A 24398-nucleotide genomic window follows, 5' to 3' on the forward strand; every position below is an offset into this window, starting at 1 on the left:
GCGCTGTGGCATGGCTCCGGGCCCGTGACCATCTACGCCACCTACGCGTCTCTGGGTGTCCTGGCGGAGGCATTCGAGGGCGTCTACGGCCAGAAGTTGGACCCGGTAGACCTCGCGGTAGTTGATGAGGCCCACAGGACAAGTGGGTCGATGGGTAAGGCGTGGGCGGACATCCATGACCAGACCGTCATCCCGGCGTACCGGCGGCTGTACTTGACGGCGACGCCGCGGATCTGGGAGGAGCGGCTGAACCGCGAGGTTGCCGAGGGGGTGCGTGACCCGCTGCCGAGGGAGATGGCGGCGAGCATGGATGACGAGACGGTCTTCGGGCCCGTCCTCTACAAGCTCTCGCTGGCCTCTGCCGTCTCCCGGGGCCTGTTGGCGCGGTACCAGATCATCGTCCTGGAGCTCCAGGACCCCGTCGTCACCCCGGAACGGCTGATGGGCGAGGAGCGGCACACCGAAGAGGTCCGCGGGCAGCGCCTGGGAGCCCTCCAGGCCGCGTTGCTGCACACGATGGCGCAGCACGACCTGTCGACGTGCATCACCTTCCACCACCGGACCATCGAGGCACAGGCGTACGCGGAGGGCCTGGAGCGCGTCGCGGCCAAGCTGCACGCCGACCAGCCTGAGACCTACCCGAAGCGCATCTGGGCGGACTGGCTGTGCGGTGAGCACGTCCCCGAACGCAGGCGAGAGGTCCTGGGTTCGTTCGGGACCACGGTGCAGCGGGCCGTGCTCTCGAACTGTCGTGTCCTGGGCGAGGGTGTCGATATTCGAAGCGTGGATTCAGTTGCCCTACTGGACCCCAAGGGTGCGCCGCACGACATCGTCCAGGCCATCGGCCGGGCGCTCCGGCAGAAGCCCGGGCAAGGCAAGCTCGCTTCCCTGATCGTGCCCGTCTTCCTCCAGCCGGGAGAGCAGCCTGAGGACATGTTCACCTCCGGCTCCTACCGGCCTCTGGTGAAAGTCTTGGAAGGTCTGCGGGCCCACGATGAAGAGGCCGTGGAGTTACTCGCCATCCCCCAGGAGCCGCAGAAGGACGTCGCGCAGCCGTCCGTGAACATCGGTGTCGCGCCAAAAGACGGCGAGGAAGAATCCCGCCTGCTACTCCGTTTCGCCGCTCCGCGTGACTCTGTGATGGTCGCGGACTGGGTGTCCTTCAACGTGATCGACACCGAACGCCAGGACTGGGCGCGCGGCTGGGCGGCACTCAAGAAGTTCACCGAACGCGAGCGGCACGCCCGCGTGCCTTACGGACACCGCGAGGGCGCGACACCACTTGGGCAATGGGTCGCGGAACAACGACGGGCCTACGGGGCGGGGCAGATGAACGGCCAGCGCGCTCAGCGACTGGAGCAGCTCGGCATGGTCTGGAGCCTGGCGGATGAGCGGTTCCAGGAGAACCTGGAGGCCGCGAAGGCGTACTACGACCAGCACTGGACACTGTGCGCGCCTCGACCCGCGACGATGCTGGGCCGGCCTGTGGGGCAATGGCTTTCGAATCTGCGGCGGCCGGGTGCCCTCGACGGACACCCCGAGTGGAAGACGGCGCTGGAGGTCGTGGACGAGGACTGGAACCCGTCATGGCCGGCGGACTGGCAGCGCCACTACGCCGCCGTACGCGAGCTGCTGCGCGAGGAGGCCGGCCTGACCGAGCTACAGCCGGGGATCACCTGCCACGGCATGGACGTAGGGAAGTGGCTGGCCCGGCAACGCAAGCCCCAGGTCTGGCAGGCCCTGACGGACGGGCAGCGCGAGCGCCTGGAGCAACTCGGCATCACACCACTCGCCCCGAAGCAGGAGGAACCCGTCAGGCCATCCACGGCTCCCGTGAGCGCCTTCGAGCGGGGCGTTGCGGCCCTCGCGCAATACAAGACCCGTACCGGCTCGGTGACGGTGCCCAGAGGGCACGTAGAGCGGCTGGAAGACGGCATCGAGGTCAAGCTCGGGGTGTTCCTGAGCAACAGTAAGAGCAGGCGCGGGAAGTTGACCGCCGACAAACTCGCCGCACTCGCCAACCTTGGACTGGAGTGGGCGGGGATTCGGAATGTGGAGTGTTGACGACATCACCCGCCGCCAGAGCCTGGCGCGTACCGACTGCGGTTTCGTGTGTGGTCGGGGCTCCCCTGTGCCCCGACCACACACGACGCCCTGTCATCGGGAGGTAATCGCGGTGATCATGGTGCCCATGAGCGTCAGTCCTGCCAGGCCGACGCCGATCGGCACAGCCCAGGTGGGGTGGCGGTGTACGAGGTAGACGAGACCGCCGAACAGCATCAGGCCGACCAGCCCGAGGAGCAGGCCGACCAGCAGGACAAGCGTGGACATGAAGAGTTCCCCCTTGGGAGGTTCGGACGCCCCGCAGGGGGTGTCAGGAGTCTGGTTCTGGCGTCGCACGCCCTCAGCCCGGGCGCCGAGTTCCGTCCGGCACCGGTTCCACGACGTGGACGGGCCGAGGTGTGCCCGGATGGACGGCCGGCACATTCCCTGGCCGCCGACCACTTCGCTTTTCCAGCTCAACGATCTTGATCGTGCGCCGTCGCGCACCTACACCGTGGCGATGCAACGCCCGGCGTCCTCGCGTGGACCGCCTGTCCTCAACGGTCAGTGTCGTCATCGACCCGCGGAGCCGATGCCGATGCCCCGGCGGCCGACGACGTCCTTCACCCGGTACGAGTCCGGGCGGGTCAGCGAGGACTCCGGGAGCGTCTCCAGATAGCCGTCGAAGGCGGCGAGCACCTTGTAGCGCGTCGCCGCGTCCAGCTCGATGGAGCCGCCGCCCGGCGCGAAGCGGCGCTCGAAGTCGCGGATCTCCGCCATCGAGTCCAGCAGGCCGAAACGGGTCAGCGAACGGGCGTCCCGCAGCGCGTCCAGCAGCGGGCCCTGGGCGGTGTCCAGCGTGAACGGAGGCACCTCGTCCCGCTTGGCGCCGGCCGCCACGGCGTGGATCCGCTCCCGGTAGGCGGCCGCGTAGGTCTCCACCAGCTCCGTGATCTGCTCGTCACCGAGCGCCTTCGCGTACCCGATGAGCGCCACGGAGGCGGCGAAGCGCTTCAGGTCCCAGGTGAAGGGCCCGACGTACGCCTCGTCGAAGTCGTTCACGTTGAAGATCAGACGGCCCGTGGAGTCCATGTACGTGCCGAAGTTCTCCGCGTGCAGGTCGCCGTGGATCCACACGCGCGAGGTGCGCTCGTCCAGGTAGGGACCGGACCCCTTCCCGTCGTCCAGGTCCTTGTAGAACAGGCACGCCGTGCCCCGGTAGAACGCGAAGGCCGAGGCCGCCATCTTCCGGAACTTCACGCGGAACGCGGCCGGGTCTGCGGCCAGCAGCTGGCCGAAGGCGGTGTCGAAGACGGCGAGGATCTCCTCGCCACGGCGCTCGTCGTCGAACTGCGGGGACCGACCACGATCTGGAGGTTCGAGACGATGCACGCGCCCCGTCCTGGCTGACCGACGACGTCAGCCTGCCAGTTGCCAGACACGAACTGGCAGCGCCTGAAGGTACGGGGGACACCCCTCGCGGTGTCAGTCCCGAGGCTTAGAGTCTGAACGGCCGAAGGCCCTTCAGACGACGAAGGGAGACCCTGCGAAGCCATGCCCTGGAAAGCCGCTTCGCGAAGAGGGTCTCCCCATCGCCTCACGTCGGGCTCCCGATCCCTCGAAGGAGTACAGAAACCGTGACGTCCCTTGACCGTACCCGAACGGGTACGGAGTCCTCCGCAGCCCGGTACTACCCGTGGCTGCCCGTCCTGACGACGCTGGCGACCCTCGCCACCGTCCTCGTCCTCGCCCTGACCGGCAACGGCACGGCCGTCGCCGCTGTCGCCGCCGCAGGAGCCACTGCCAGCGGCTTGCAGATCACCGTGCACATCCGGCGATGACTACCGCCCAGGCGCCTGCCGGGGCGCCTGGGCACACCCTGCCGGTACGGAAGATCTCCGCCGCCATCACCTGTCCCTCCCTGTCGTTGCCACAGTAGGACCGGGCACTGACAACGGCCTTTTCCGCAGGATCACCACCACCCCTCCGCCCTGTCCACGGCCCCGACCATCACAGGTCATGCCCGTGGACAGGGCGGCACGCCATGGCCCGTCTGGAACGACGAGGCGGTGAAGGCGGCCTCCGAGTACCAGGACATCTTCGGCAAGGACCGCTACTTCCTGGAACTGATGGACCAGGGCATCGACATCGAGCACCGGGTCCGCGAGGACCTGCTCCGCGTCGGCAAGAAGCTCGGCATCCCGCCGCTCGTCACGAACGACTCGCACTACACGTACGCGCACGAGGCCACCGCGCACGACGCGCTGCTGTGCATCCAGACCGGCAAGAACCTCTCCGACCCGGACCGCTTCAAGTTCGCCGGCACCGGCTACTACCTGAAGTCCGCCGACGAGATGTACGCCGTCGACACCTCGGCCACCAGGAGGGCTGCGCCAACACCCTGCTGGTGGCCGAGCAGATCGACACCACCGGCATGTTCGAGGCGAAGAACCTCATGCCGAAGTTCGACATCCCCGACGGCTACACCGAGGTCACCTGGTTCCAGGAGGAGGTCCGCCGCGGCATGGCCCGCCGCTTCCCCGGCGGCATCCCCGACGACCGGCAGAAGCAGGCCGAGTACGAGATGGACGTCATCATCCAGATGGGGTTCCCGGGATACTTCCTCGTCGTCGCCGACTTCATCATGTGGGCCAAGAAGCAGGGCATCGCCGTGGGTCCGGGCCGTGGTTCGGGCGGCCGGCTCGATCGTCGCGTACGCCATGGGCATCACCGACCTCGACCCGATCCCGCACGGACTGATCTTCGAGCGGTTCCTCAACCCCGAGCGCGTCTCCATGCCCGATGTCGACATCGACTTCGAAACCGAGGACGGCGTCCCCGTCGGGATCGAGGACATCACGCCCAACGTCCGCGCCGGGCGTGGTCACCGAGTTCAGCAACCGGGGCGAGGTCCCGCAGTTCGCTGGCCAGCGGGGCGAGAGCGGGAACCTCCGCCCGCACGAGGCGCCGTCTGCGGAGCCCCCTGGAACAAGCCTGGCCAGCACCTTGAGGGGCCCCTCTCGGTGAGATGCCGGAAGCCAGGCGGCTGAGCCCCGCTCGGATGCGGGCGCGCCGTCTGCTGGCACCGCGACCGACGAGCTCGTGCGCCTGGCCGTGAAGGCATCCGCGTACGGCGTGATCCGGTCGATGTACGAGAACGAACCGGACGTCAAGAAGGTCATCGACACCGCCAAGGGCGTCGAGGGCCTGGTCCGGCAGATGGGTGTGCACGCGGCCGGCGTGATCATGTCCAGCGAGCCCATCGTCGACCACGCCCCCATCTGGGTGCGGCACACGGACGGCGTGACCATCACCCAGTGGGACTACCCGCAGTGCGAGTCGCTCGGCCTGCTGAAGATGGACTTCCTCGGCCTGCGCAACCTGACGATCATGGACGACGCCGTCAAGATGGTGAAGTCCAACAAGGGCATCGACCTCGACCTGCTGGCCCTGCCGCTCGACGATCCGACGACCTTCGAACTGCTCCAGCGCGGTGAGACCCTCGGCGTCTTCCAGTTCGACGGCGGCCCCATGCGCTCGCTGCTGCGCCTGATGAAGCCCGACAACTTCGAAGACATCTCCGCCGTCTCCGCGCTCTACCGTCCCGGCCCGATGGGCATGGACTCGCACACCAACTACGCGCTCCGCAAGAACAAGCTCCAGGAGATCACCCCGATCCACAAGGAGCTCGAGGAGCCGCTCGAAGAGGTCCTGGCGGTCACCTACGGCCTGATCGTCTACCAGGAGCAGGTGCAGAAGGCCGCCCAGATCATCGCCGGGTACTCGCTGGGCGAGGCCGACATCCTGCGCCGCGTGATGGGCAAGAAGAAGCCCGACGAACTGGACGTCCTTTCCCTGGCCGCTTACGGAAAGCTCAATATTTCTCCTAGGCAGGTACTTTCTTTTAGAGTGAGATATCGATGTAGTCGATGCCTGTGAATTCGACTTCGAGATGGTCGGCGGGTCATCCGTGGTAAAAAATATGTTTCCTGGATGCCTTCGGCGATAACTTCGTGGATCGACTGGTCGCTGATGCCCTTCTGTGTGTCGAAGAGGTGATGCGCCGTGTGCGGCCGTCGTCGGTGGTGCCGATCGGCGCGCTGTAGGCGAACCGGGCGCGGGGCTCAACGGTGATTCCGGTCGTGGCGGCGGCCTGCTTGCGGCGCCGGTCGCGGAACGCGGGGCTGCCAGCGGGCGCGTACAGCCGCGCCAATCCGGTCGGCGATCTCCTTAGGGCGGCTGCTTGCGCGCGCCAGTGCGGTAGCGCTCCACGGAGCGCTGGGTGATGCCGAGTTCCTGGGCTACGGCCCTGGTCGTCTTGAGCTGCTTCAGCAGGAAGTTGATGCGTCCCGGGGGTCTGCCGTCACGGTTGCCGCCTCTCGTATGGAGAGGTTGGTACGGCCGGGTGCGGCGGCGGCTGCGGAGCGCTGGACCAACGGACGGGGTCGCCGCCGGGGCCGCCGGTGAGCCAGGAACCGTCGCCCAGGGGCACCAGCTCGTACGGGTTGCTCGCCTCAACGGTGAACTCGCCGCTGAGGGTGCCCGTGCGTACGTCGACCAGGTGGTAGCGAAACCACTCCTCCTCGTCCTGACTCTCACCGCCCAGGGTGACGATGGCCGTGTCCTCGGTCAGGTAGCCGCCGCTCCATTCCACGAAGGACTCCTCCGGGTCGTACCCGAAGGCTTCGACGGGGAGGGTGAAGAGCACGTCCCCGTTGGGGTGGTCGTGGAAGGCGACGTCCGCCTGCCCGTGGTCCACGGTCATGAACTGGTGCCCGGACGGAGCCAGGTCGATCAGGCAGCGGTCCGGCCACGGGTACGTGACGAATTCCGGCTCGCTGTCCGCCCCGCCCGTGCTTCGGAGAATGACGGATCCGTCCTGGCCCTCACCAATGTCGAGGTAGACGCTGCCGTCCACGGGATGCACGTGGTGGAAGGCGCCGTGCCCGACCGTCTCCAGCTCCCGACGGGCGACAACCACACCGCTGTCGGCATCGTGCACAACCCACTGGTCTCCGCCCCCGCGGCCCGCCATCGCGTCCGGCCGGTAGACCCACACCGTCCGGCCGTCCAGAGACAGCGCACAGCCAGGCCGGTGGCCATGGCGTACGTCAGAGTGCGGTTCGAAGTCCGCAGCCCACATGAGGTCGCCGGCGCGCGTGAGGCAGACGACTCCGTTCAGCGTCGTGTACACGACCCGCTCCAAATCCTGCCGGACCACCGACGCTACGACCTCCTCGCCATCCCGCGGCTGGAAAACCGCTGCGGGCTCCAGCGTCCCGTAGACGCCGACGCCCACGACGTAGGCGTGGATCCGCCCGTCGCGGAGACGCGTGATGACCTTCGGTGGCGGCTCAGGAATCATCCGCTGAGGCTAACGCCCCCGCCTGAACCTCAAGAGCCGGGGCAGTGTGCCGCCCGAGGGGGGTAGGCACGGGCTAGCTGCAACGCTCAAGGGCCAACGAGAGCCGCCAAGTACTGCGCTCGTCCGCCAAGTAAAGAACCGCATTCACCCGACAAGCTCGCCGCACTCGCCGACCTCGGGCACGCAGAGGTTAAGGAATGGGGTAATTTTCTGGCTAAGCGATGTCGGGTTCTGATGTGAAGGTGCGGGGATATGGCATCTGAGGAAGAGCTGTTCGCGTCGGTCGACGCTCTGTTGAACGAGGAGCCGCACCTGCCGCCTCCGGCGGAGCGTGCCCGGCTGCGTGAAGCTGCCGGCATCACGCAGGCCCGCCTGGCCACCGCGTTGAAGACGACGACCCAGTCGGTGAAGAACTGGGAGAACGGCCGCAGCGAGCCGAAGTCGCCGCGCCTGGATGCCTACCAGCGGCTACTGAACGGGTGGGCGGCGAAGTACCCCGCCCCCGGCACAGCTCCGACAGCTCCGGTTGCCGCGACCGTGCCTGCGGCGTCTGCCGAACCGGGTGCGTCCAGGGCGGAGACGGCAGATGCCCCGGCCCCGCAGGCTTCCGCCGTTCCGGCTGCGGCGCCGGCACGCCCTGCCGTCCGGCCCGCTGCGCCGTCGCGGCGTCCGGCCACGAAGAGGGCGGCGCAGCCCGCAGCAGACCCGCGCTTCCCGCACGGCCCGCTCGCGGTCCTGGACGGTGACGGCTGCGCGTACGGCACGGGCGGGATCGTGCTGGACTGCCCGGCGACCACCGTTCCGGAGTTGGTGGAGTGGACGCTGCGCGAGTCCGGCCTCGGTGCCGCGAAGCTCAACCGCTACGGCAAGGACTCCGACCCGCTGATCGTCCTCACCGCCGCAGCCGCCGTGAAACTCGGACTGCCCGAGCGCTTGGAAGGCCACGAACAGCGCCGCTCCCTGCGCCTGCCCGAGGACCACCCCGTGGTCAAACAGGTGGCCAAGGCGAAGTGGCGGCTCACCCAGCGCGGGTTCGGCCCCTGGGCAAGGATCTACCGCAAGGCCCAGGGCCGCGAGCGGCAGTGCGTGCAGTTCGCGATCCTGTCCTGGGACGCCCTCGACGAGCGGTCCTGGCCCGGGGTGGCGGAGATGGAGCCGGCCGACATCGCCCGCGTCCTCGGCGTGTACGCGACCCGGGTCATCACCCCGCGCGGGTCGACGGCCGTATCGGGGCTGGAGCTGATGACCGCGCTGCGCCCGCCCACCCGCGCGGTGCGCGACGAGGCGAGCGGGAACTGGGTGCCCGGCCACAACCCCGGCAGCCTTGGCACCGAGCCGATGGACCCTGCGCCGCCGGAAGCCACCCCCGAACACCCCGTCGTCGTGGACAGCGGCTGGAGCGGCGGGTTCTTGAACGAGGAGGCGTACCAGTGGGTGCGGCCGGTGGACCTGCTCAGCGATGAAGAGTGCACGCTGCCCTTCGCGGTCGGCCTGGACCTGAACACGGCGTTCCTCGCCGCCGCGGCCCGCCTGGTCGTCGGCCTGTCCGCCCCCGACCACTTCGTGGGCCCGACGTTCAACCCGAAGATCCCCGGGAGCTGGCTGGTCGACCTCTCCCACGTCGAGGTGGACCCGCGCCTGCCCTCGCCGTTCACCCCGGACGGCAGCCGGCCGACGGGACCTGCCTGGTACCAGACACACACCGTCGCCTACGCCCAGGAACTCGGCCACAACGTGGCTCCCCTGGAGGGGTACCTGCGCCGCGGGACCGGCGCGTACCTGGACCCGTGGCACGACCGGCTCAAGGAGGCGTACGTCGACACCCTCGCCGACCTCGGCGTCACCAAGGAGCTCACGGACGTTCAGTTCCTGGCGGCGATGGAGCGGCACAAGGACACCGACCCGGCGATGGCGGCCGTCCTCGCCGCCATCAAGGCCACCGTCAAGGGCGGCATCGGCAAACTGCGCGAACGCCCCCAGGGCAAGAAATACAAGGAAGGCGAACGGTGGCCCGCCCTCCAACGCCCCACCTGGCGCCCCGACATCCGCGCCGCCGTCATCTCCAAAGCACGGGTCAACATGCACCGCAAACTCACCAACATGGCCAAGATGACGGGGCTGTACCCGCTCGCCGTACTCTCCGACTGCGTCGTCTACCCCTCGCCCGGGGACAGCCCGCTCGACTTCCTGCCCTACGCCGCCTCCGGCAAGCCCCAGCCCGGCGGATTCCGCCTCGGACCCACCCCCGGCCTGGCCAAACTCGAAGGCGTCCAGTCGATGCTCTGGGCGGTCGACCTGATGGAACAGGGCCACAACCCCGCCCGCCACATCAAGGGCGGCGACGCCGTCCTCGACGAAGGAGAGTAGGCCAGTGCCCGACACCGGCCCGATGCATAAGACCTGGATCCCGCTGGCCAACACGGGTGGCCAGGACCCCACCGTCGAGAAGGGCTGAGCCGTGGCAGAGATCGACGACGCCATCGAACGAGCCGACCGGGAAGCGTTCACCCGCCAGCCGCCCAAGACACTCCAGGCGCGCATCAACTTCCTGATCAAGCAGCTCAAGACGACCAAAGCCGTCGCACGCGAGATCGGGGTCAGCCAACGGTCGGTGGAGCGCTACCGCAAGGGCGAACGCAAACACCCGCCACAGGCCATCGCCGAACGGATCGACGCCGCCGTACGGCAGCGGTGGCAGCCCCAGGTCCGCAAACGCCGCCGGAAGCAGGCCGCCACCACCACGGGCATCACCGTGGAGACCAGGGCCCGGTTCGGCTACACCGCACCCGTCGGCACCACCGACGACGGACGCTTCCGCCGCCTCACCGTCCATCTCCCCCCGGCCTACGCACAGCGCCTGTTCAACGCCCGCGACACCGGAGCCAGCGACCAGCAGATGCGCCAGATCATCGCCGAAGGATTCAAAGAGATCTACTTCCAGGACAACGGAGCCCGCGCCACGGGACTCTCCGACGTCACCCTCAACGACATCGACTACCTCGACCTCGACTACTAACCCCCACCAACCCGGGAGCCCGGCACCCGCTCGTTGTGACTGAGCACTTGAGCCGAAGCACGATAGTTGTCACCAAGGCAGGCGTGCTGTCACCAGGGCCACCGGGCGGCGAGTGTCGAGCGGAGTTCTGGACCGCGGTGCAGTCTCAGCTGTCCACCCCGGCTTCCCACTTGCGCCGGCGCAGCACGTGGTCGCTGAAGAGGTGTCGGCTGCGGTCGAGCAGTTCACCCACCTCCGGATCCCCGCGCCGCCCGTCCGGTGACGGATGCCAGCGCTGCACTGATTGCGCGGCCCAGGTGCGCAGCTTCATATCCGGATCCTCGAACAGACCGACTGCCGCCCGGAGCGCCACGATGCCGCCACGCTCGTCGAGCAGCCGGAACGCGCCGACGCGGACGTGCCGCGGTCGCTCGTAGTTGGTGCGCTCCAACAGCCAGTCAGCGGGCAGCTCCTTGGCCGAGGGCAGCAAGGCGGCGGCGGTCTCGCGGACAACCCCGGCGGCAGGGTCGTCGAGGAGCGGCCGTAACTGCTTCGCATCCACACAGTCCAGCGCCCGCAACCCTGCCACCGCTCGCGCCCGCACCCCGGCCGCCGGGTGCACGAGCAGCGGCCGCAGCAGCACGGCGTCCGCGCGGTTCCCGCACTCGGCCAGCCCGAAGACCGCACCGGGCGGCAACTCGGGGTCGTCCGCTGCCGTGCACCGCTCCCGGTACCAGGCCGCCGGGTCACCACCCTGTTGTCGTACGACATACCGGGCACAAGCACGCACGAGCACGGAACGGTCGCTGAGAAACGACTCCGCCTGCTTCGACCGCCCTGCCCGTCTCAGCGCGGTGACGCCGGCCGAACGGACACGTGGGTTGCGGGCGCACAGCAGTGGAGGCAGCACACCCTCGTAGGCCTCCTCATCCCCCAGAGCCGTGAGCGCCGCTGTGGCACACAGGTCCTGGACCACGGTGTCCTGGTCCCGGGCGGCCGCGCGGGCCAGCTCGGCGGGACGGAGCAGTCGGCCTTCGACGGCCAGCCGGTAGGCGAACCGCCGGACGATGCGGTCGGGGTCAGCGAAGAGTACAGCGAGCTGCCCGTGGGCTGCCTGACGCAGGATGTGGCCGAGCGCCTCGACGCCGAAGGCACCTCTGTCGCGGCGGCCGACGCGGAGGATGAGCGGCGCGAGGTCGAGGGCAGAGTCCACATTCAGGGCTTCGCGCAGCAGCCGCCGGGCGTGCTCGCGCACCGGCTCGACCCAGTCGGTGCAGCGGATCACGACCAACGGCAGCAGGCCGGGGTACCGGACCGACTGGCGCAGAGCCTCCTGACGGATCCGCCCGTCGCGGTGGCAGAGGGCGAGTGCGAGCCGGGACTCGCCGAGCTGAGTGAGGTCGACGGGCAGTGGGGCGGAGTGCTCCCACCCCGGACGGAACTGCGGGCGGTACCAGGCCGCCTCGCGTACTGCTGCGTCCAGCGTGAGCCAGTCAGCGGGGTCGGCGACATCGAGCGTGCTGTGCAGCGGCGCACCTCCCGCGAGCCGCGTCGCTGCCGCTGTCCTGTCCCCGATGTCCTCGAGCATTTCCGCCCCTCCAGCAGTCGTACCAGGCGATCGTAGGAGGCGGGGTTCGCGCAGGGCGCGCGAAATATGGCCCGTGATCGCCGAGGGCCGCCGCCCGGCACCAACCACAAAACCAAGTCGGTGACAACCACCACGCTTTGTCCTACTTGAAGCCGCAGGACAGCGGATGCCGATGGTGACAACTATCGTGCTTCGGCACATGTGACTCAGCGGCAGACGAGGGCGGCAAGTTGGGAGGTGACCTCTAGCCTTGTGCAGTCGGCTCTCGGAACCCGGCCAGCCCGCCGGACGCGAGCCACCCAGTGGCCGAGTACGAGATGGACGTCATCATCCAGATGGGGTTCCCGGGAAGAGCTGTTCGCGTCGGTCGACGCTCTGTTGAACGAGCCAGAGGCCCGTCGGCCCCAGCACGGGTGAGGGCGTCGGTCAGTAGCCGGTCACCGGCAAGGGCTTTGGCCGTAGCCAGGGCCTGAGCGTCGAACGTCTCGGGGACGCTCAGGGTGCGGCCGGACAGGAGTTCCCGGGTCCGGCTGTGCGGGTCTTGCCCCTCTGATGACGGCAAGGCGGTGTACCGGGTGTCGTACTCGGTCCAGAGGGTGCCCAGTACAAGTACGGGGCCACGTTCTGGAGTGGTGAGCAAAGTCTGGAGTGCGGCGGCAATCCGTTCGCCGGCTTCCCGATAACCGAGGTAGTGCTGGGCTTCGTTCAGCCACACCACGGTGCGCGGCTGGACACGGTGGAGGTCTTCCAGGGCTGCGCCGGCAGGGGTCGGGTCGAAGGATGCCATAGCCGCCACCTCTTTTCTGCGAGCGGCTGCACGGCCTCCCAACAGGCTCGGGTCTTCCCGGTCGACGAGGTACCCACCAGGATGACGATCCGACTGCGGCCGGCCGCCACATCCTTGACAGCCTCGTCCAGCACGCGGTCATGGTCACGCCGCACGTACCCGGGCAGCGGCCGGGTACCGGGCACGTCGGAGCCGTCAACCGCCTTGCTGTGCCCAGCCGGATGGATCTCTAGATCGTACGGTTCCCAGTCCGCGATCAACCTTCCGGGCCCCGGCCGTTCGTCAACGCCACCCCGGGCCGCCTCCCGCCGCAGCACCAGTAACTCCTCGACGGGCAGCTTCAAGGCTTGGGCCAGCGCGGCCACGGTCCGTGCCGAGGGGACCGGCCCGTCGGCCTGGAATGCCTGCGACACGATCGTGCGCCCCAGCCCCGCCCGTCCGGCCAGAGCCGTCTTGTCCAGCCGCATGCGGGCCAGACCGCTTCAGCCTCCTGCGCAGTTCGGTGAGTGCCGGATTGTGGCCGTTCTGCTCGTCGTGCACGTGCTCGCCCCCGGGCCGTGATGTGTTCGCTGGTGTTCATCTTCGTCCCGGCGAACCCCGGCGAACACCACTTCCACGACCTTCGTCCACGTCAACACACCTTCGTGTACTGGGAGTCTGCCGTGACCGTCGCCGTCGTCCTCCTCGCCACCGCCCTCGTGATCGTCGTCGCGCTGCTGACCGCCGCTGGCGCCGGCAAACTCGCCCACATGGACGGCGCGACCTACCCCACCGCACTCACCCGCGCCGCCGTCGCCTTCGCTGCAGTCATCACCCTCGCCACCACCGCGGCCAGCGTCTTCGCCACCCTCCTGACCTGACCACCATGGACCTGGGACAAGCCCGCGTGACAGACATCCTGACTGCGGTCTATGCGACTGTCCCGCCGACCACTGCCGGGGATCCGTGGCACCGCAGCGCGCAGTCACGAGTTTCTGCGGGACGCGGTCGCCACGCGGCAAGGATCGGCCGACCGGACACCTGGTCCACCCCCGCAACTCGGTGGCAGCGCGGCAGCCAGCACACCGAAATCCGATCCGTCGCCGAGCATTTCGACGGCCCCGAGGGCGCCGACCACGCGATCGCCCGCCAGGCCTTCATCGAGCTGTGGAAGGCGCTGCACGAGCGCTGATCTGCGCGAAACGGCGCCCTCAGGAAGAGTCAGACCGTACGCGACCTCGCCAACCTCGGGCTGTCCTCTGCAACAGCAGCCCCAGCACCGCCAAGCAGCAGAGGGAAATCCCACGACGGTCACTACATTCCGAAACGATCACTGAACGCGCACTTCAGAGCCTCTGGGGCTTCCGGAACTCAAGGGAAACCCCAGCTCAATTCCGCACGACACGAGGTCAAGCAATCCTGAAACGATCACTAGACCAACAGGTCGACGCATCGTTCATCTAGTGATCTTTGGCAGATTTGTCAGATGACCGGCCAGCGCGCCCGGCGGCTGGAGCAGCTCGGCATGGTCTGGGACGCCGCTGATGCGGCTTTCGAGGAGAACCTTGCTGCCTGCCGTGCCTACTTCGAGCAGCACTTCACTCTCTGTGCGCCGCGTACAGCCGTCGCTCTCGGCAAGCCCGTCGGACAGTTTGTATCCAATCTGCGCAGGCCAGGTGTGTTGGACAGGCATCCTGAACGCGCCGCGGCGCTGGCCGCGATCGATTGCGACTGGAACCCGGCCTGGCCTGTCACCTGGCAGCGCCACTACGCGGCCGTCCGCGAACTCCTGCGCGACGAGGGCGGCCAGACCGAGGTGCAGCCCGGCGTGACCGTCAGCGGGTTGGACGTCGGGGCATGGCTCGCCAGGCAGCGTCAGCCGGCCGTCTGGCAGGCCTTGGCAGACGGGCAGCGGGAGCGTTTGGAGCAGCTCGGCATCGCGCCCCTGTCCGCGGCCCGGGAGGCACCTGCCAAGCCGCTCAAGGGTGGCGCTGGGGCGTTCGAGCGGGGTGCGGGGGCGTTGGTGCAGTACAAGGCGCGTACTGGGTCTGTGGCCGTTCCACGGGCCCACAGAGAGCGGCTGGAGGACGGTACCGAGGTGCGTCTGGGGGTGTGGCGCAGCAATATGCGCAGTCGGCGGGCATCGTTGTCGGATGCGCAGCGCCAGCAGTTGGCGGATCTCGGCCTGTTCGACTGAGGGCTGGTTGGGCCGGGCGGGGTCGGCTGATTTTCTGTTGGACTCATTACCCGATGGCCGGTGAGCCGTTCGTGTCGGTGTGCAGGGGGCAGAAGCGGGGCGGGGCGGGGCGGGGTGACGTTGGTCGATGTGCGGTCTGTCGACGTGGTGTTCGGTGAGGTGGGGCGGGAGTCGAGCTGTCTGCGCTGGTCGGAGGCTGCCGTTGGAGTAGTCGGTATCTCCCGTTGCGGAGGCGACGGTCCGCAGGCACGGTCGGATCCTCCGGTCACTCCTCGACGTCGGGACGCGTTGCCGTTGACCATGTTCGGCTTCTCCCCCGCGCAGCGCGGAAGGAGCGCGCCATGTGAAGCCAACGAGATGCGGTGGAGATGCATCGGCGGGCACTTGTGCGGGCCGTCTGTGCGCACCGGACCATCGACGCGTTGAGGTGCCGGCGGCAGTACGTGTACGCCCTGCCTGCGGCGCGCGCCTCCGGCTCCCTGTGCCGGCACCGGTTGCCGACGCCTCACGTCCCGGCCGAGCCGGACAGTGCGCCCAGGCGTTCACGGAGGTGGTGCAGGATCGAGCGTGCGGTGTGCGGGCCGTGGTAGGCCCTCTCGTGGCGCAGTGCCCCGGACAGGCGGGCGTCCTGCGTCATGGTGAGACTGAGCGCGAGCGTGGCCGCCGCCGCGTCGGACGCCTGGCGGGTGGCGTAGGTCAAACGGGAAGAGTCCTGGCTTATGGGCATGACGTCGGTGCGCATCGCGTGCATCGGGGTGGCGTCGTCGCGCTGCCGGTCCAGGGCCCAGCCGGTCACCCCGTGCAGGCGCAGCGCGGCGTGCCCGAGGGCGTACCGAAAGAAGCCGGCGTCGCCGCTGCGGCCCAGCACGGTCTCGGCGAGCAGCCCGAACGGCAGGTCGACGGTGGCCGAGGCCTCGCGGACGGCCTCGTGCGTCTGCCGCAGCAGCCGGTGCCCGCCGTCCTGCGACACGTCCACCGGGATCTGCACCATGTTGGCGAAGTCACCGACGGCGGTGCGGTGTTCGGGCCGCAGCCGGCCGTGGGACGGCGTGGAGAGGATCATCCTTTCCCGGCCGAAGTGATGGCCGAGGGCGCTGGCGAACGCCGCGGTCAGCAGCGAGTACAGGGAGACCCTGGCGGCCCGGGCCGCGTGCAGAAGTTGCCGGGTCTGCTCGGTGGAGAAGTCGAGGGGTTCCTCGTCGTAGCGGTGGCGCAGCGCGGGGGGCCCGGCGGTACGGCCTGGCAGCAGGTCCCCGGCGCCGTACGTCTGTAACAGCGCGGCCCGGGCGGCCAGGCGGGCTGCGCGGTCGTCCAGGGCCTGGCGGGTGGACTCGGCGCGGATGAGGTCGAGGTAGGAGAAGGCGGGCCGCAGCGGTACCCCGGCGGCCACCCTCCGGTTGTATGCGTGGGCCAGGTCGCTGAGGAAGAGGCGGTGGCTGGCCGCGTCGAACACCAGGTGGTGGAAGCAGGTGAGCAGGACGTGGTGGTCGGGGGCCGCGCGCAGCAGGTAGGCGCGTCCCAGGGCTTCGGTGACGTCGAAGGGGCGGGTGCTGAGGTCCACCAGGAGCGGGTACGGCCGCGCGGGCAGCAGGGCCTCCTCCAGCGGCAGGGGCGTGGCGCGAAGCGTCTGGTGGGGCCGGACGACGTCGGCGGCCCGCTCCGGCGGCTCGTCCAGCCGCAGGCGCAGGGCGTCGTGGTGGAGTGTGACCTCGGCGAAGGCCTCCCGCAGCGCGCCGGCGTCCAGCGGCCCCAGGAGCCGCAGGGCGGTCGAGCAGTCGATCGAGACCACCGCAGGATAGGGCTTGCCGTGGCAGCGCTCCCACTCCCAGCACAATTCCTGGCGCGAGGAGAGCGGAAGTGCCGGGTGCCGGGGACCGGTGGTCGTTTTCATACCCTGCCTTGGGGTCGGGTACTGCGGGACAGAGTGGGGGCCGACGCCGGTTCTGTGAGGAAGGTGCCGTCGGCGGTCAGGTGGTGGAGCTGCCTCACCAGGACGTGCTCCTGCGGGCCGGGGCGGAGCAGGGCGGCAGCCGGCCGTCGACGTCGGCCAGGCGGTTGAGGTGGCGGGTGCGCTCGGCCAGGCCGGTGGCGGCGTCCGCGTCCGCTGCGGCGAGGTCGAGCACGGTGCGCGCCAGACGGACCCCGCCGTACGCGGCTGGGTCGTCGGTGTGCACCTGCTCCAGGTCGGCGTGGAAGATGGTGGGTCGGGCGGCTTCGGGGGTCAGCCGGCGGCTCGGCGGCAGGCAGGGGCCCGTCGGTGGCGTCGGTCGGTCCCTCGGTGTCGCAGGGCGTGTCCGGCGTCGGGAAGGCGTCCACCGCGGATATCAGGCCCTTGGCTGCGGGCTTCAGTCCCACCGTGACCGGGGCGCCCGGCGGGCCCAGAAGTGCGTCCGCCGTGGACCGTACACACGTCGCGGCGGCTTCTGCCGGCCGGATGAAGTCCGTCCCTGTCAGCACCCGGCGGGCGTCCTGCAGAAGCCCCAACGCCCGTATGCCCGCCTCGCCCTGAGCTGTCGGTGCGCCGGTGAGGACCTCGTCGGCCTCCGGCTCGCTCGCGCCGGCCGGCGCCTGTACCTCGTCGCTCACCGCAGCACCGTAGAGCGCCGGCCGCCGCTCCCGGGACGGATCTCGCGGATCCGCCATATCCGTCGTGTCTGACCGGCCGTTTCTTCTCCGGTATACGGGGCGTAGGGAGCGTCGATGTGGGAGCCGGGGTTCCGCTGCGGCCTTCCCTGCCGCCGGGCGCCGTGGTGTCGTCGGACGGTCAGCCGTCCGCTCTGCGGCTGCTGTTCCGGTAGCCGCAGCGGTGGTTCGTGAGGCTGCGTGTTCCGATCGGCAGCCGCGGCATCAGGGAGGGCGCTGCCGCTGGTCCGCCGGGGTTCAGAGCCGGAAGACGCGTTCGGCCTCTTCGCGGTGGGTGGTGTGCAGTTCCCAGTAGAGCGGTGAGATCTGCTCGGGCCGGGCCGTCGGCAGGCCGGGGATCACTGCGGTGCCGATCGACACGTCGATACCCACGTGTGCGGCCTGAACGCCGGTGCCGGCCAGCTCGTTGTGCAGGTTCTTCGCCCAGTTGCGCAGCGCTGCGGCGGCAGCGTTGACGTTGGCGACCCTGGGGTCGGGGACGATGGAGCCCGCACCGGTGGTGTAGAGCAGGGTGCCGGCGCCGGTGTCGCGCATCGCGGGCAGCACTGTCTTGGTGGCCGTGATCGCCCCGTAGAGCTGGAAGTTCATCTCGAATTCGACGTGGGACGGCTCCGTCGCGGTCGGAGCGGTCAGTGCGGTGGTGCTGAACGTGCCGACCGGGGAGTACTCCAGGACGTCGATGCCGCCGAAGTGCGCGGCTGCATCGTGCAGAGCGTTGGTGAGGGCGTCGTGGTCGAGTACGTCCGCAGGGAACGCGGCGGCGGGGATGCCGTCGGCGGCGAGTTTGCCGACGAGGGTGTCGAGCTTGTCGCGGTTGCGGGAGATCAGGGCGATGTCGAAGCCGCGGGAGCCGAAGGTGCGGGCGATGGCCAGTCCGAGCTGGGGGCCGGCTCCGACGATGGCGATGCTGGTCACAGAAGGTCCTTTCGCGAGGCCGTCTTCTCGGGGTCCGCGACCGGGTCGCGGTGTGTGGGAGCGTTGCCGGGAGTACAGCCCCAAATCGATATGGATAGGTCTTTCCGGTTTGGATTCGGAAAGGCCTATCTGGTTACGTCGGCCACGGTAGCACGCCAACCGGATAGGGCATTCCGGTTCGCTAGACTGACGCCATGAGCCCGGACGACACCACCACCCAGCCCCTGCGCAGCGACGCCGAACGCAACCGGGGACGGATCACCGCCGCCGCGCGCGCAGTGTTCGCCCGCGACGGCCTGAACGCCTCCATGGCTTCGGTGGCCCGCGAGACGGGAGTGGGAATCGCCACCTTGTTCCGGCACTTCCCCACGAAGGAGGACCTGGTCGCCGCGGTCTTCGCCGACCGCATGGACGCCTACGCCGACGCGGTCGCCACCGCCCTCGACGACCCCGACCCCTGGCACGGATTCACCGGCTACATCGAGGCCGCCTGCGCGATGCAGGCAGCCGACTACGGCTTCGCCGACGTCCTGACCACGACCTTCCCCACCGCAAAAGCCCTGGAGAAGCGGCGCAACGAGGCGTACGAGGCCATGCTCCGGCTCATCCACCGCGCCAAGGCCGCAGGCCGACTGCGCGACGACTTCGACCCCTCGGACCTGGTGCTGCTCCACATGGCCAACGCCGGCGTCGTCAACGCCACCGGCGACGCAGCCCCCGACGCCTGGCGGCGCGTCGTCGCTTTCTTCATCCAGTCCTTCGAGGCCCCGGCCCGCGGCCCCCTGCCCGAACCGCCCGAACACGAAGCCCTCTACCGGGCCATGCTCCGCGCCGGCCCGGCGGCCACCGATGCACCGGTGCCGGACAAGAGCAGCTGACCACCACCGGCTCGCCCACCGATCACGGCGCCGTCCGGTGATGCCAGACGCCGGCCGAGTGCGACCGTGCGTCAACGCCCACCCCACACGCGTCACCGAAAGCAATGGCCCATGGCGCGAGCGCGGTGCGGGCGCGGAGCTGATCCGCAGCCTGCCGCCGACAGACCCGGCCGCCCAGGTCGACCGCCTCATCAAAGAGACCCAGGCGCTGAACGCCGGGCGTCACACCGATGACCTAGCGGCACTCCGCCTCGACTGGGACAACCGGTGGGCGCAGAACCACCCCTTCGGCTTTCTGCGCCTTCATGGAACAAGACCCGCAGCCACCGCGGCGTCAGACCCCGCGCCGCTGGTTCACCTGCCCGGCAGCGAACGGCTGAGCACACCCGTCCCGACCGAGGTCGTCGGCGCGTGCCCTTGGCACCGGATCGGCCCGCTCCACCGGCCGGCGGCCATCCGCCTCCCCCGGGCGCCGTGGACCCTGCTGTCGGTCGCCTAGCTGCCGTTGGCGGCCGGGCCGTTCATGGCGGGGCCCAGGTCCACCGGGGTGGACGTGGCGTTCGCCGGCGGGGGCAGGACGACCAGCGGCTGGCCGGCGGGCGGGACCGGCGGGGTCATGTCCGACTTGGGCAGCTTCGGCGGGGTGGTCTGGGTGAACAGCGTGGTGTCGAAGTCGACCAGGCCGGTCTGCTCCATCACCGTGATGTGGTCCAGGACGGTGTCGTTGGCCTGGTCGGCCAGCGCGCGCACCAGCGTGTTCTTCGTCGTCGAGCGGATCTTCGCCACCGTGTTGAAGATCGAACCGTGCGTCATGCGCAGGATGTTGGCGAAGTCGACGTCGAACTGCTTGCCCTGGTCCGCCTTCAGGGTGTTGACGAACCCTTCCTGCTGCGGACTGGCTATGTTGGGCAGGGTCACGTTCAGCAGTGGCGCGATCTTGCGGCAGGTCTCGTCCAGCGCCGCGTGCCCGTCGACCAGGTGCTGGCTGGCGGTGAGGACCCCCTTGCTCTGCCCCTTCTGGAGCCCGATCAGCCCGACAGGATGCTCCCACAGACCGGCTGCGCGCACCGCCACGACGAAGGCGCGGTCGCCCTCGGTGAACGGACCCCACTGGGTGTTGGCGATGATCCGGTCGCCCGAAGCCGACACGGTGTCAAGTCCGAGCATCGACGGGTAGGCCAGCGCACCCAATGTCAGGGTCAGTGCGCCCCCTACGACGACAGTGCCCACCATGTTCCGCGAAAGCTGCACCAGTCCTCCTGCCCGTCAGGAAATCCGCTGACCTGCTCACCCGATGGGGAGCGGACGAAGAGAACTACGCGCGCGGCACCATTCCGGCTCAGCAGACCCAGCAATATCTTCATAGGCAGGACACAGGAAGAGCCTCTAGGCCCCCAAAGGGAACGAACTGAAGCCGGAGGCATCGAGCTCGACGAGGGTGCGGAGGTGAGGCCGCCCCCTGGGGCTGGTCGGGGTCCTCATCCACTTATGCGGATCCCCTGCGACCGCGGCCGGCTCACGCTGAGCAGCCACGGTTGGGGGATGTCAGGACGCGGTGGGCACCGCTGCGTCGAGGCCGCGGGATGCGACGAGCTGCGCACTGCCGTCAGCCAGGCGGTAGCACAGCCCCACCACGGCGGCTTGCCCGGCGGCGACTCTCTCGGCGAGCACCCGGGAGCGGTCCAGCAGCAGGTCGACGGTGTGCCTTATGTGCTCGGCGAGAATCTCCTCCGGCTCCACCCGACCGGCGGCCCGCGCCGCGAGCACGCTGGGGGTCACGCGCTCCACGACGTCTCGGACGTACCCGGCCGGCACCATGCCGTCCTCCAGCGCGGCGCACGCCGCGCCGACCGCGCCGCACGAATCGTGACCGAGCACCATCACCAGCGGGCAGCCCAGTACGTCCACCCCGTACTCGATGCTGCCCAGCACTTCCGCACCGATGACGTGGCCCGCGGTGCGCACGACGAACAGGTCACCCAAGCCGCGGTCGAAGATGATCTCAGCGGCCAGCCGGGAGTCGGAACATCCGAACAGGACGGCGAAGGGCTGCTGGGCCGGTGCGATCTCGGCGCGGCGGGTGGCGTCCTGGTTGGGGTGCTCAGGGGCGCCGGCGACGAAGCGCTGGTTTCCGGCCAGCAAGAGCGCGAAAGCCTCGCGGGGCGTCGGGGCCTCGATTCCGGTCATGACCGCAGCCTAGGAGCCGGCACCATCCATGGCATCGCCTGGCCCTGCCTCAGCTCGTCGGAGAGGTCCACGCCGAAGGGCTGGGGCATTACCCCCAGGCGCCAGGCGAGAGCGGTCTCGAGGTGGGACCTCAGCGCGCGGCACTGCGACCCCGCCCCGGGTGGCCACTGGTCCACAACCCCCTGCGTGTCGTTCATACCCGCACAACGAGCGAGGCGCTGCCCGCGCTGTCGGCCGAACGAGGGCGGGGCAGCCCTGGACCACCGAGGACGACGGTGGCGTACTGCTCTCGGGCGCCGGGGACGAGGGGATCGGTGACGGTGGTGGGTCCGTCGTAGGTGATGTGGATGCGGGCCGCGGGCCCTTCGTACAAAACGGCCTCGAGGCGGCGATGGCCGGGGAGCGCCTCGGGTCGGGTCCGGCTCTGGTGCGGGCAGCACGGCCGGCGCCAGGTCGGCGGCGCATGCCAGGGCGCGGTCGGCGTCGCCGAGCTCCCGAGGTGCCTCGACCCCTCGATGCCCGGAGTGTGTCTCTTTTCAGCCATGCCCCTATGACGTCCCTGCACGGAAAGGTACTTCCGCACAGGAGCATGCACCTGACATCTTGCATCCACCATTCGTTTCGTACGGCCCCGCCGGTGCCCTCAGCGCGGCCGGGCCGTCTTCGGAGGACGCATTGATACCCCCCATATCCGGCCGACCCAGACGCACGCTGGTGCTGGCGGCCACGCTCGGCGCCGTCCTCGCGTTCGGCGCCCCGGGCGCCCTCGCGGGCACGCTCCCCGTCGCCCCCTCCACCGCGTCGGCCTCCAAGGCCCACGCTCCGGCCGCCGTGCCGGCTTCCCGGAGTGCGACCTGGGTGGCCGGCACGCGTGCCTACCTCGTGATCACCGCCCCCGGTGACAGCTCTGCGGTCCGTTCCGCGATCGCGGCCAACGGCGGCACCGTCTTCTCGGACTTCGACGCCATCGGCGTGATCGTCGCCCACTCGGCGTCCAGCGGGTTCGCCGCCGCCATGCGCGGCGTCGCCGGCGTGCAGCAGGTCGGCGCCACGCGCACCTCGGACGTCCCGGCCGACGCCTACGACCCGGCGCTCCCGGCCGATCCGGCCCAGGCCTCGACCCCGGCCGGAGAACCGGTCCGGGCCGACATGAGCCAGATCAAGGCCGACCAGGCCTGGGCCGTGAACCCGGGCTCCGCCTCGGTCAAGGTCGGCATCCTGGACACCGGTGTGGACGACCGGCACCAGGACCTGGCGCCCAACTTCGACGCGGCCGACTCGGTCTCCTGCGCCTACGGCAAGCCCGACACCCGGGCCGGCGCCTGGCGGGACGTCGACACGCACGGCACCCACGTGGCGGGCACCATCGCCGCGGCCAAGAACGGCAAGGGCGTCGTCGGCGTGGCCCCCGGGGTGAGGATCTCCGCGGTCCGGGTCGCCGAGCCGGGCAATGCCTTCTTCTTCGCCGAGAACACCGTCTGCGGCTTCGTCTGGGCGGGTGACCACGGCTTCAAGGTCACCAACAACAGCTACTACACGGACCCGTGGCAGTTCAACTGCCCGGACAACATCGACCAGGCCGCCATCATCGAGGGCGTCAAGCGCGCCCAGGAGTACGCCGAGGGCAAGGGCTCCCTCCAGATCGCCGCGGCGGGCAACGAGAACTACGACCTCGCCCACAAGACGACCGACTCCGCGAGCCCGAACGACTCGACGCCGGTCACCCGCACCATCACCAACGCCTGCCTCGACATCCCGACCGAGCTGCCGGGCGTGGTCACGGTCGCGGCCAACGGCACGGGCGTCACCAAGGCCTCGTTCTCCAACTACGGGCAGGGCGTCATCGACGTCGCGGCGCCGGGCAGCAACGTGTACTCCACCGTCCCCGGCGGCGGCTACGGCAGCAAGAGCGGCACCTCGATGGCCACCCCGCACGTGGTCGGCGTGGCGGCACTCATCGCCAGCGCCGACCCGGGCATCACCCCGGCGCAGATCCGCGCCAAACTGGCCGCCCAGGCCAACGACATCGCCTGCCCCTCGGACAGCCGCTGCACGGGCACGACGGCCAGCAACTCGTTCTTCGGCGAAGGACAGGCCGACGCCCTCAAGGCCGTCGGGACCACCCCGCCGCCCGGCAAGTACTTCGAGAACCTCGCGGACTTCGCCGTCAACGACAACGCGACCGTGGAGAGCCCGATCGCCGTGACCGGCGTGACCGGCAACGCCCCGGCCACCCTCAAGGTGGGTGTGGACATCAAGCACACCTACACCGGTGACCTGAAGGTCGACCTGGTGGCGCCGGACGGCACCGTCTACACGCTGCACAACCACGCCGGCGGCAGCGCCGACAACATCGCCCAGACCTACACCGTGAACGCCTCCTCGGAGGTCGCGAACGGCACCTGGAAACTGCGCGTCAACGACAACGCCGCCTCCGACACAGGCAAGATCGACGCCTGGAACCTGACCTTCTGACGCAGGGCCCGGCAACGCCCGCGTCGGCACGCTGTGCGCCGACGGCAGCTCCCTGTCCGCGGCCGCGGACGAGGCGGGCTGCGGCCGGCCAGGGCTGGAACCGCTGCGCGGCAGAGGGCACAGGGGCCTCGGCGGCGGTGAACGCCGCGGCCGGGGCCGCCATGCCGGAGGCGTCCGGGAAGGCCGCGAACGGCCTGGGGCCGGTGCCCGGCTCACCGTGCGCCTCCCTGAGGAGCTGCAGGGCCGTGTCCGCGCCGACCGTACGGTCGGCGCGGACACGGCCGCGCGCGCCGCGGCCCTGAGGGGCGTCCGGCGGATCGCTGCGGCGGTCCCCACGGGGCGCGGG

General features: G+C 69.7%; 19 protein-coding genes and 5 pseudogenes. 12 read left to right on the top strand and 12 right to left on the bottom strand.

What is annotated here, in order from left to right; genetic code table 11:
• Positions 1-2064 (top strand): helicase associated domain-containing protein (locus G9272_RS00005; protein WP_171394581.1); only part of this gene is annotated, 2064 nt, incomplete at its 5' end.
• Positions 2065-2157: 93 nt separating this feature from the next.
• Here G9272_RS00005 and G9272_RS00010 read toward each other — a convergent pair.
• Positions 2158-2331 (bottom strand): hypothetical protein, encoded by a 174-nt coding sequence (locus tag G9272_RS00010; protein WP_171394582.1) that lies wholly within the window; start codon positions 2329-2331, stop codon positions 2158-2160.
• A gap of 291 nt (positions 2332-2622) precedes the next feature.
• Positions 2623-3435, bottom strand: a pseudogene (locus tag G9272_RS00015) (DUF2252 family protein); the annotation flags it as partial.
• Positions 3436-3680: 245 nt separating this feature from the next.
• Between G9272_RS00015 and G9272_RS00020 the strand changes: the two are divergent.
• The 3 genes and pseudogenes from G9272_RS00020 to G9272_RS00030 form a co-directional block, all read left to right on the top strand.
• Positions 3681-3884 (top strand): hypothetical protein, encoded by a 204-nt coding sequence (locus tag G9272_RS00020; protein ID WP_171394583.1) that lies wholly within the window; start codon positions 3681-3683, stop codon positions 3882-3884.
• Between the two features lie 288 nt (positions 3885-4172).
• A pseudogene (locus G9272_RS00025) lies at positions 4173-4866 on the top strand (DNA polymerase III subunit alpha); the annotation flags it as partial.
• A gap of 306 nt (positions 4867-5172) precedes the next feature.
• A pseudogene (locus G9272_RS00030) lies at positions 5173-5886 on the top strand (DNA polymerase III subunit alpha); the annotation flags it as partial.
• Positions 5887-6020: 134 nt separating this feature from the next.
• Here the strand turns inward: G9272_RS00030 and tpg (G9272_RS44870) are convergent.
• Both tpg (G9272_RS44870) and G9272_RS00035 read right to left on the bottom strand, forming a co-directional pair.
• Positions 6021-6390 (bottom strand): annotated as a pseudogene (tpg, locus tag G9272_RS44870) (telomere-protecting terminal protein Tpg); the annotation flags it as partial.
• A 16-nt stretch (positions 6391-6406) separates the two neighbouring features.
• Positions 6407-7408 (bottom strand): hypothetical protein, encoded by a 1002-nt coding sequence (locus tag G9272_RS00035; RefSeq protein WP_171394584.1) that lies wholly within the window; start codon positions 7406-7408, stop codon positions 6407-6409.
• Between the two features lie 252 nt (positions 7409-7660).
• On the opposite strand from G9272_RS00035, the gene tap reads away from it, so the two are divergent.
• Together tap and tpg (G9272_RS00045) are read left to right on the top strand one after the other, a co-directional pair.
• On the top strand, positions 7661-9775 hold the full coding sequence (gene tap / locus G9272_RS00040) for a telomere-associated protein Tap (RefSeq protein WP_171394585.1): 2115 nt from the start codon (positions 7661-7663) through the stop codon (positions 9773-9775).
• A 91-nt stretch (positions 9776-9866) separates the two neighbouring features.
• Positions 9867-10424, top strand: a complete 558-nt coding sequence (gene tpg / locus G9272_RS00045; RefSeq protein WP_171394586.1) for a telomere-protecting terminal protein Tpg — start codon at positions 9867-9869, stop codon at positions 10422-10424.
• A gap of 145 nt (positions 10425-10569) precedes the next feature.
• Here tpg (G9272_RS00045) and G9272_RS00050 read toward each other — a convergent pair whose 3' ends face one another.
• Entirely contained in the window at positions 10570-11991 is a 1422-nt protein-coding gene (locus G9272_RS00050) for a hypothetical protein (protein WP_171394587.1), read from the bottom strand.
• 705 nt (positions 11992-12696) lie between these two features.
• A complete protein-coding gene (locus tag G9272_RS44875) occupies positions 12697-13245 on the bottom strand; it encodes a helix-turn-helix domain-containing protein (protein ID WP_253267621.1) in 549 nt (182 codons plus the stop codon).
• A 105-nt stretch (positions 13246-13350) separates the two neighbouring features.
• On the opposite strand from G9272_RS44875, the gene G9272_RS00060 reads away from it, so the two are divergent.
• From G9272_RS00060 to G9272_RS00070, 3 genes are all read left to right on the top strand, one after another.
• Positions 13351-13638 (top strand): hypothetical protein, encoded by a 288-nt coding sequence (locus G9272_RS00060; RefSeq protein ID WP_253267622.1) that lies wholly within the window; start codon positions 13351-13353, stop codon positions 13636-13638.
• Positions 13639-13664: 26 nt separating this feature from the next.
• Entirely contained in the window at positions 13665-13949 is a 285-nt protein-coding gene (locus G9272_RS00065) for a hypothetical protein (RefSeq protein WP_253267623.1), read from the top strand.
• Between the two features lie 294 nt (positions 13950-14243).
• Complete coding sequence (locus G9272_RS00070) at positions 14244-14954, top strand: helicase associated domain-containing protein (RefSeq protein ID WP_171394589.1); 711 nt, start codon at positions 14244-14246, stop codon at positions 14952-14954.
• Positions 14955-15459: 505 nt separating this feature from the next.
• Here G9272_RS00070 and G9272_RS00075 read toward each other — a convergent pair.
• The 3 genes from G9272_RS00075 to G9272_RS00085 form a co-directional block, all read right to left on the bottom strand.
• On the bottom strand, positions 15460-16845 hold the full coding sequence (locus G9272_RS00075) for a condensation domain-containing protein (protein WP_253267624.1): 1386 nt from the start codon (positions 16843-16845) through the stop codon (positions 15460-15462).
• Between the two features lie 94 nt (positions 16846-16939).
• A complete protein-coding gene (locus tag G9272_RS00080) occupies positions 16940-17128 on the bottom strand; it encodes a hypothetical protein (RefSeq protein WP_171394590.1) in 189 nt (62 codons plus the stop codon).
• 706 nt (positions 17129-17834) lie between these two features.
• The gene (locus tag G9272_RS00085) at positions 17835-18512 is read right to left on the bottom strand and encodes an SDR family NAD(P)-dependent oxidoreductase (protein ID WP_171394591.1); all 678 of its coding nucleotides are present in this window, start codon (positions 18510-18512) and stop codon (positions 17835-17837) included.
• Between the two features lie 194 nt (positions 18513-18706).
• On the opposite strand from G9272_RS00085, the gene G9272_RS00090 reads away from it, so the two are divergent.
• Positions 18707-19390, top strand: a complete 684-nt coding sequence (locus G9272_RS00090) for a TetR/AcrR family transcriptional regulator (protein WP_171394592.1) — start codon at positions 18707-18709, stop codon at positions 19388-19390.
• 139 nt (positions 19391-19529) lie between these two features.
• Positions 19530-19649 (top strand): annotated as a pseudogene (locus G9272_RS46320) (fused response regulator/phosphatase); the annotation flags it as partial.
• A gap of 236 nt (positions 19650-19885) precedes the next feature.
• Here the strand turns inward: G9272_RS46320 and G9272_RS00100 are convergent.
• The 3 genes from G9272_RS00100 to G9272_RS00110 form a co-directional block, all read right to left on the bottom strand.
• Positions 19886-20623, bottom strand: coding sequence for a DUF4142 domain-containing protein (locus tag G9272_RS00100; RefSeq protein ID WP_171401753.1), 738 nt, complete (start codon positions 20621-20623; stop codon positions 19886-19888).
• Between the two features lie 312 nt (positions 20624-20935).
• A complete protein-coding gene (locus G9272_RS00105) occupies positions 20936-21577 on the bottom strand; it encodes a carbonic anhydrase (protein WP_171394593.1) in 642 nt (213 codons plus the stop codon).
• Between the two features lie 193 nt (positions 21578-21770).
• Positions 21771-22121: a hypothetical protein gene (locus G9272_RS00110; RefSeq protein WP_171394594.1), complete on the bottom strand. Its 351-nt coding sequence runs from the start codon at positions 22119-22121 to the stop codon at positions 21771-21773.
• 170 nt (positions 22122-22291) lie between these two features.
• Between G9272_RS00110 and G9272_RS00115 the strand changes: the two genes are divergently transcribed.
• The gene (locus G9272_RS00115) at positions 22292-24052 is read left to right on the top strand and encodes a S8 family peptidase (RefSeq protein ID WP_171394595.1); all 1761 of its coding nucleotides are present in this window, start codon (positions 22292-22294) and stop codon (positions 24050-24052) included.
• Positions 24053-24398 lie beyond the last annotated feature (346 nt).

Origin of the sequence: Streptomyces asoensis, from assembly GCF_013085465.1 — a bacterium.
In the GTDB taxonomy this organism is placed as follows: domain Bacteria; phylum Actinomycetota; class Actinomycetes; order Streptomycetales; family Streptomycetaceae; genus Streptomyces; species Streptomyces cacaoi_A.

What these genes read in the sequence shown, in the direction of transcription:
- G9272_RS44875 (WP_253267621.1), bottom strand. Translation starts at nt 13,245, where the DNA reads ATGCGGCTGGACAAGACGGCTCTGGCCGGACGGGCGGGGCTGGGGCGC.
- G9272_RS00010 (WP_171394582.1), bottom strand. Translation starts at nt 2,331, where the DNA reads ATGTCCACGCTTGTCCTGCTGGTCGGCCTGCTCCTCGGGCTGGTCGGC.
- G9272_RS00105 (WP_171394593.1), bottom strand. Translation starts at nt 21,577, where the DNA reads ATGACCGGAATCGAGGCCCCGACGCCCCGCGAGGCTTTCGCGCTCTTG.
- G9272_RS00050 (WP_171394587.1), bottom strand. Translation starts at nt 11,991, where the DNA reads ATGCTCGAGGACATCGGGGACAGGACAGCGGCAGCGACGCGGCTCGCG.
- tap (WP_171394585.1), top strand. Translation starts at nt 7,661, where the DNA reads ATGGCATCTGAGGAAGAGCTGTTCGCGTCGGTCGACGCTCTGTTGAAC.
- G9272_RS00075 (WP_253267624.1), bottom strand. Translation starts at nt 16,845, where the DNA reads ATGAAAACGACCACCGGTCCCCGGCACCCGGCACTTCCGCTCTCCTCG.
- G9272_RS00100 (WP_171401753.1), bottom strand. Translation starts at nt 20,623, where the DNA reads ATGGTGGGCACTGTCGTCGTAGGGGGCGCACTGACCCTGACATTGGGT.
- G9272_RS00110 (WP_171394594.1), bottom strand. Translation starts at nt 22,121, where the DNA reads ATGGCTGAAAAGAGACACACTCCGGGCATCGAGGGGTCGAGGCACCTC.
- G9272_RS00090 (WP_171394592.1), top strand. Translation starts at nt 18,707, where the DNA reads ATGAGCCCGGACGACACCACCACCCAGCCCCTGCGCAGCGACGCCGAA.
- G9272_RS00035 (WP_171394584.1), bottom strand. Translation starts at nt 7,408, where the DNA reads ATGATTCCTGAGCCGCCACCGAAGGTCATCACGCGTCTCCGCGACGGG.
- G9272_RS00070 (WP_171394589.1), top strand. Translation starts at nt 14,244, where the DNA reads ATGACCGGCCAGCGCGCCCGGCGGCTGGAGCAGCTCGGCATGGTCTGG.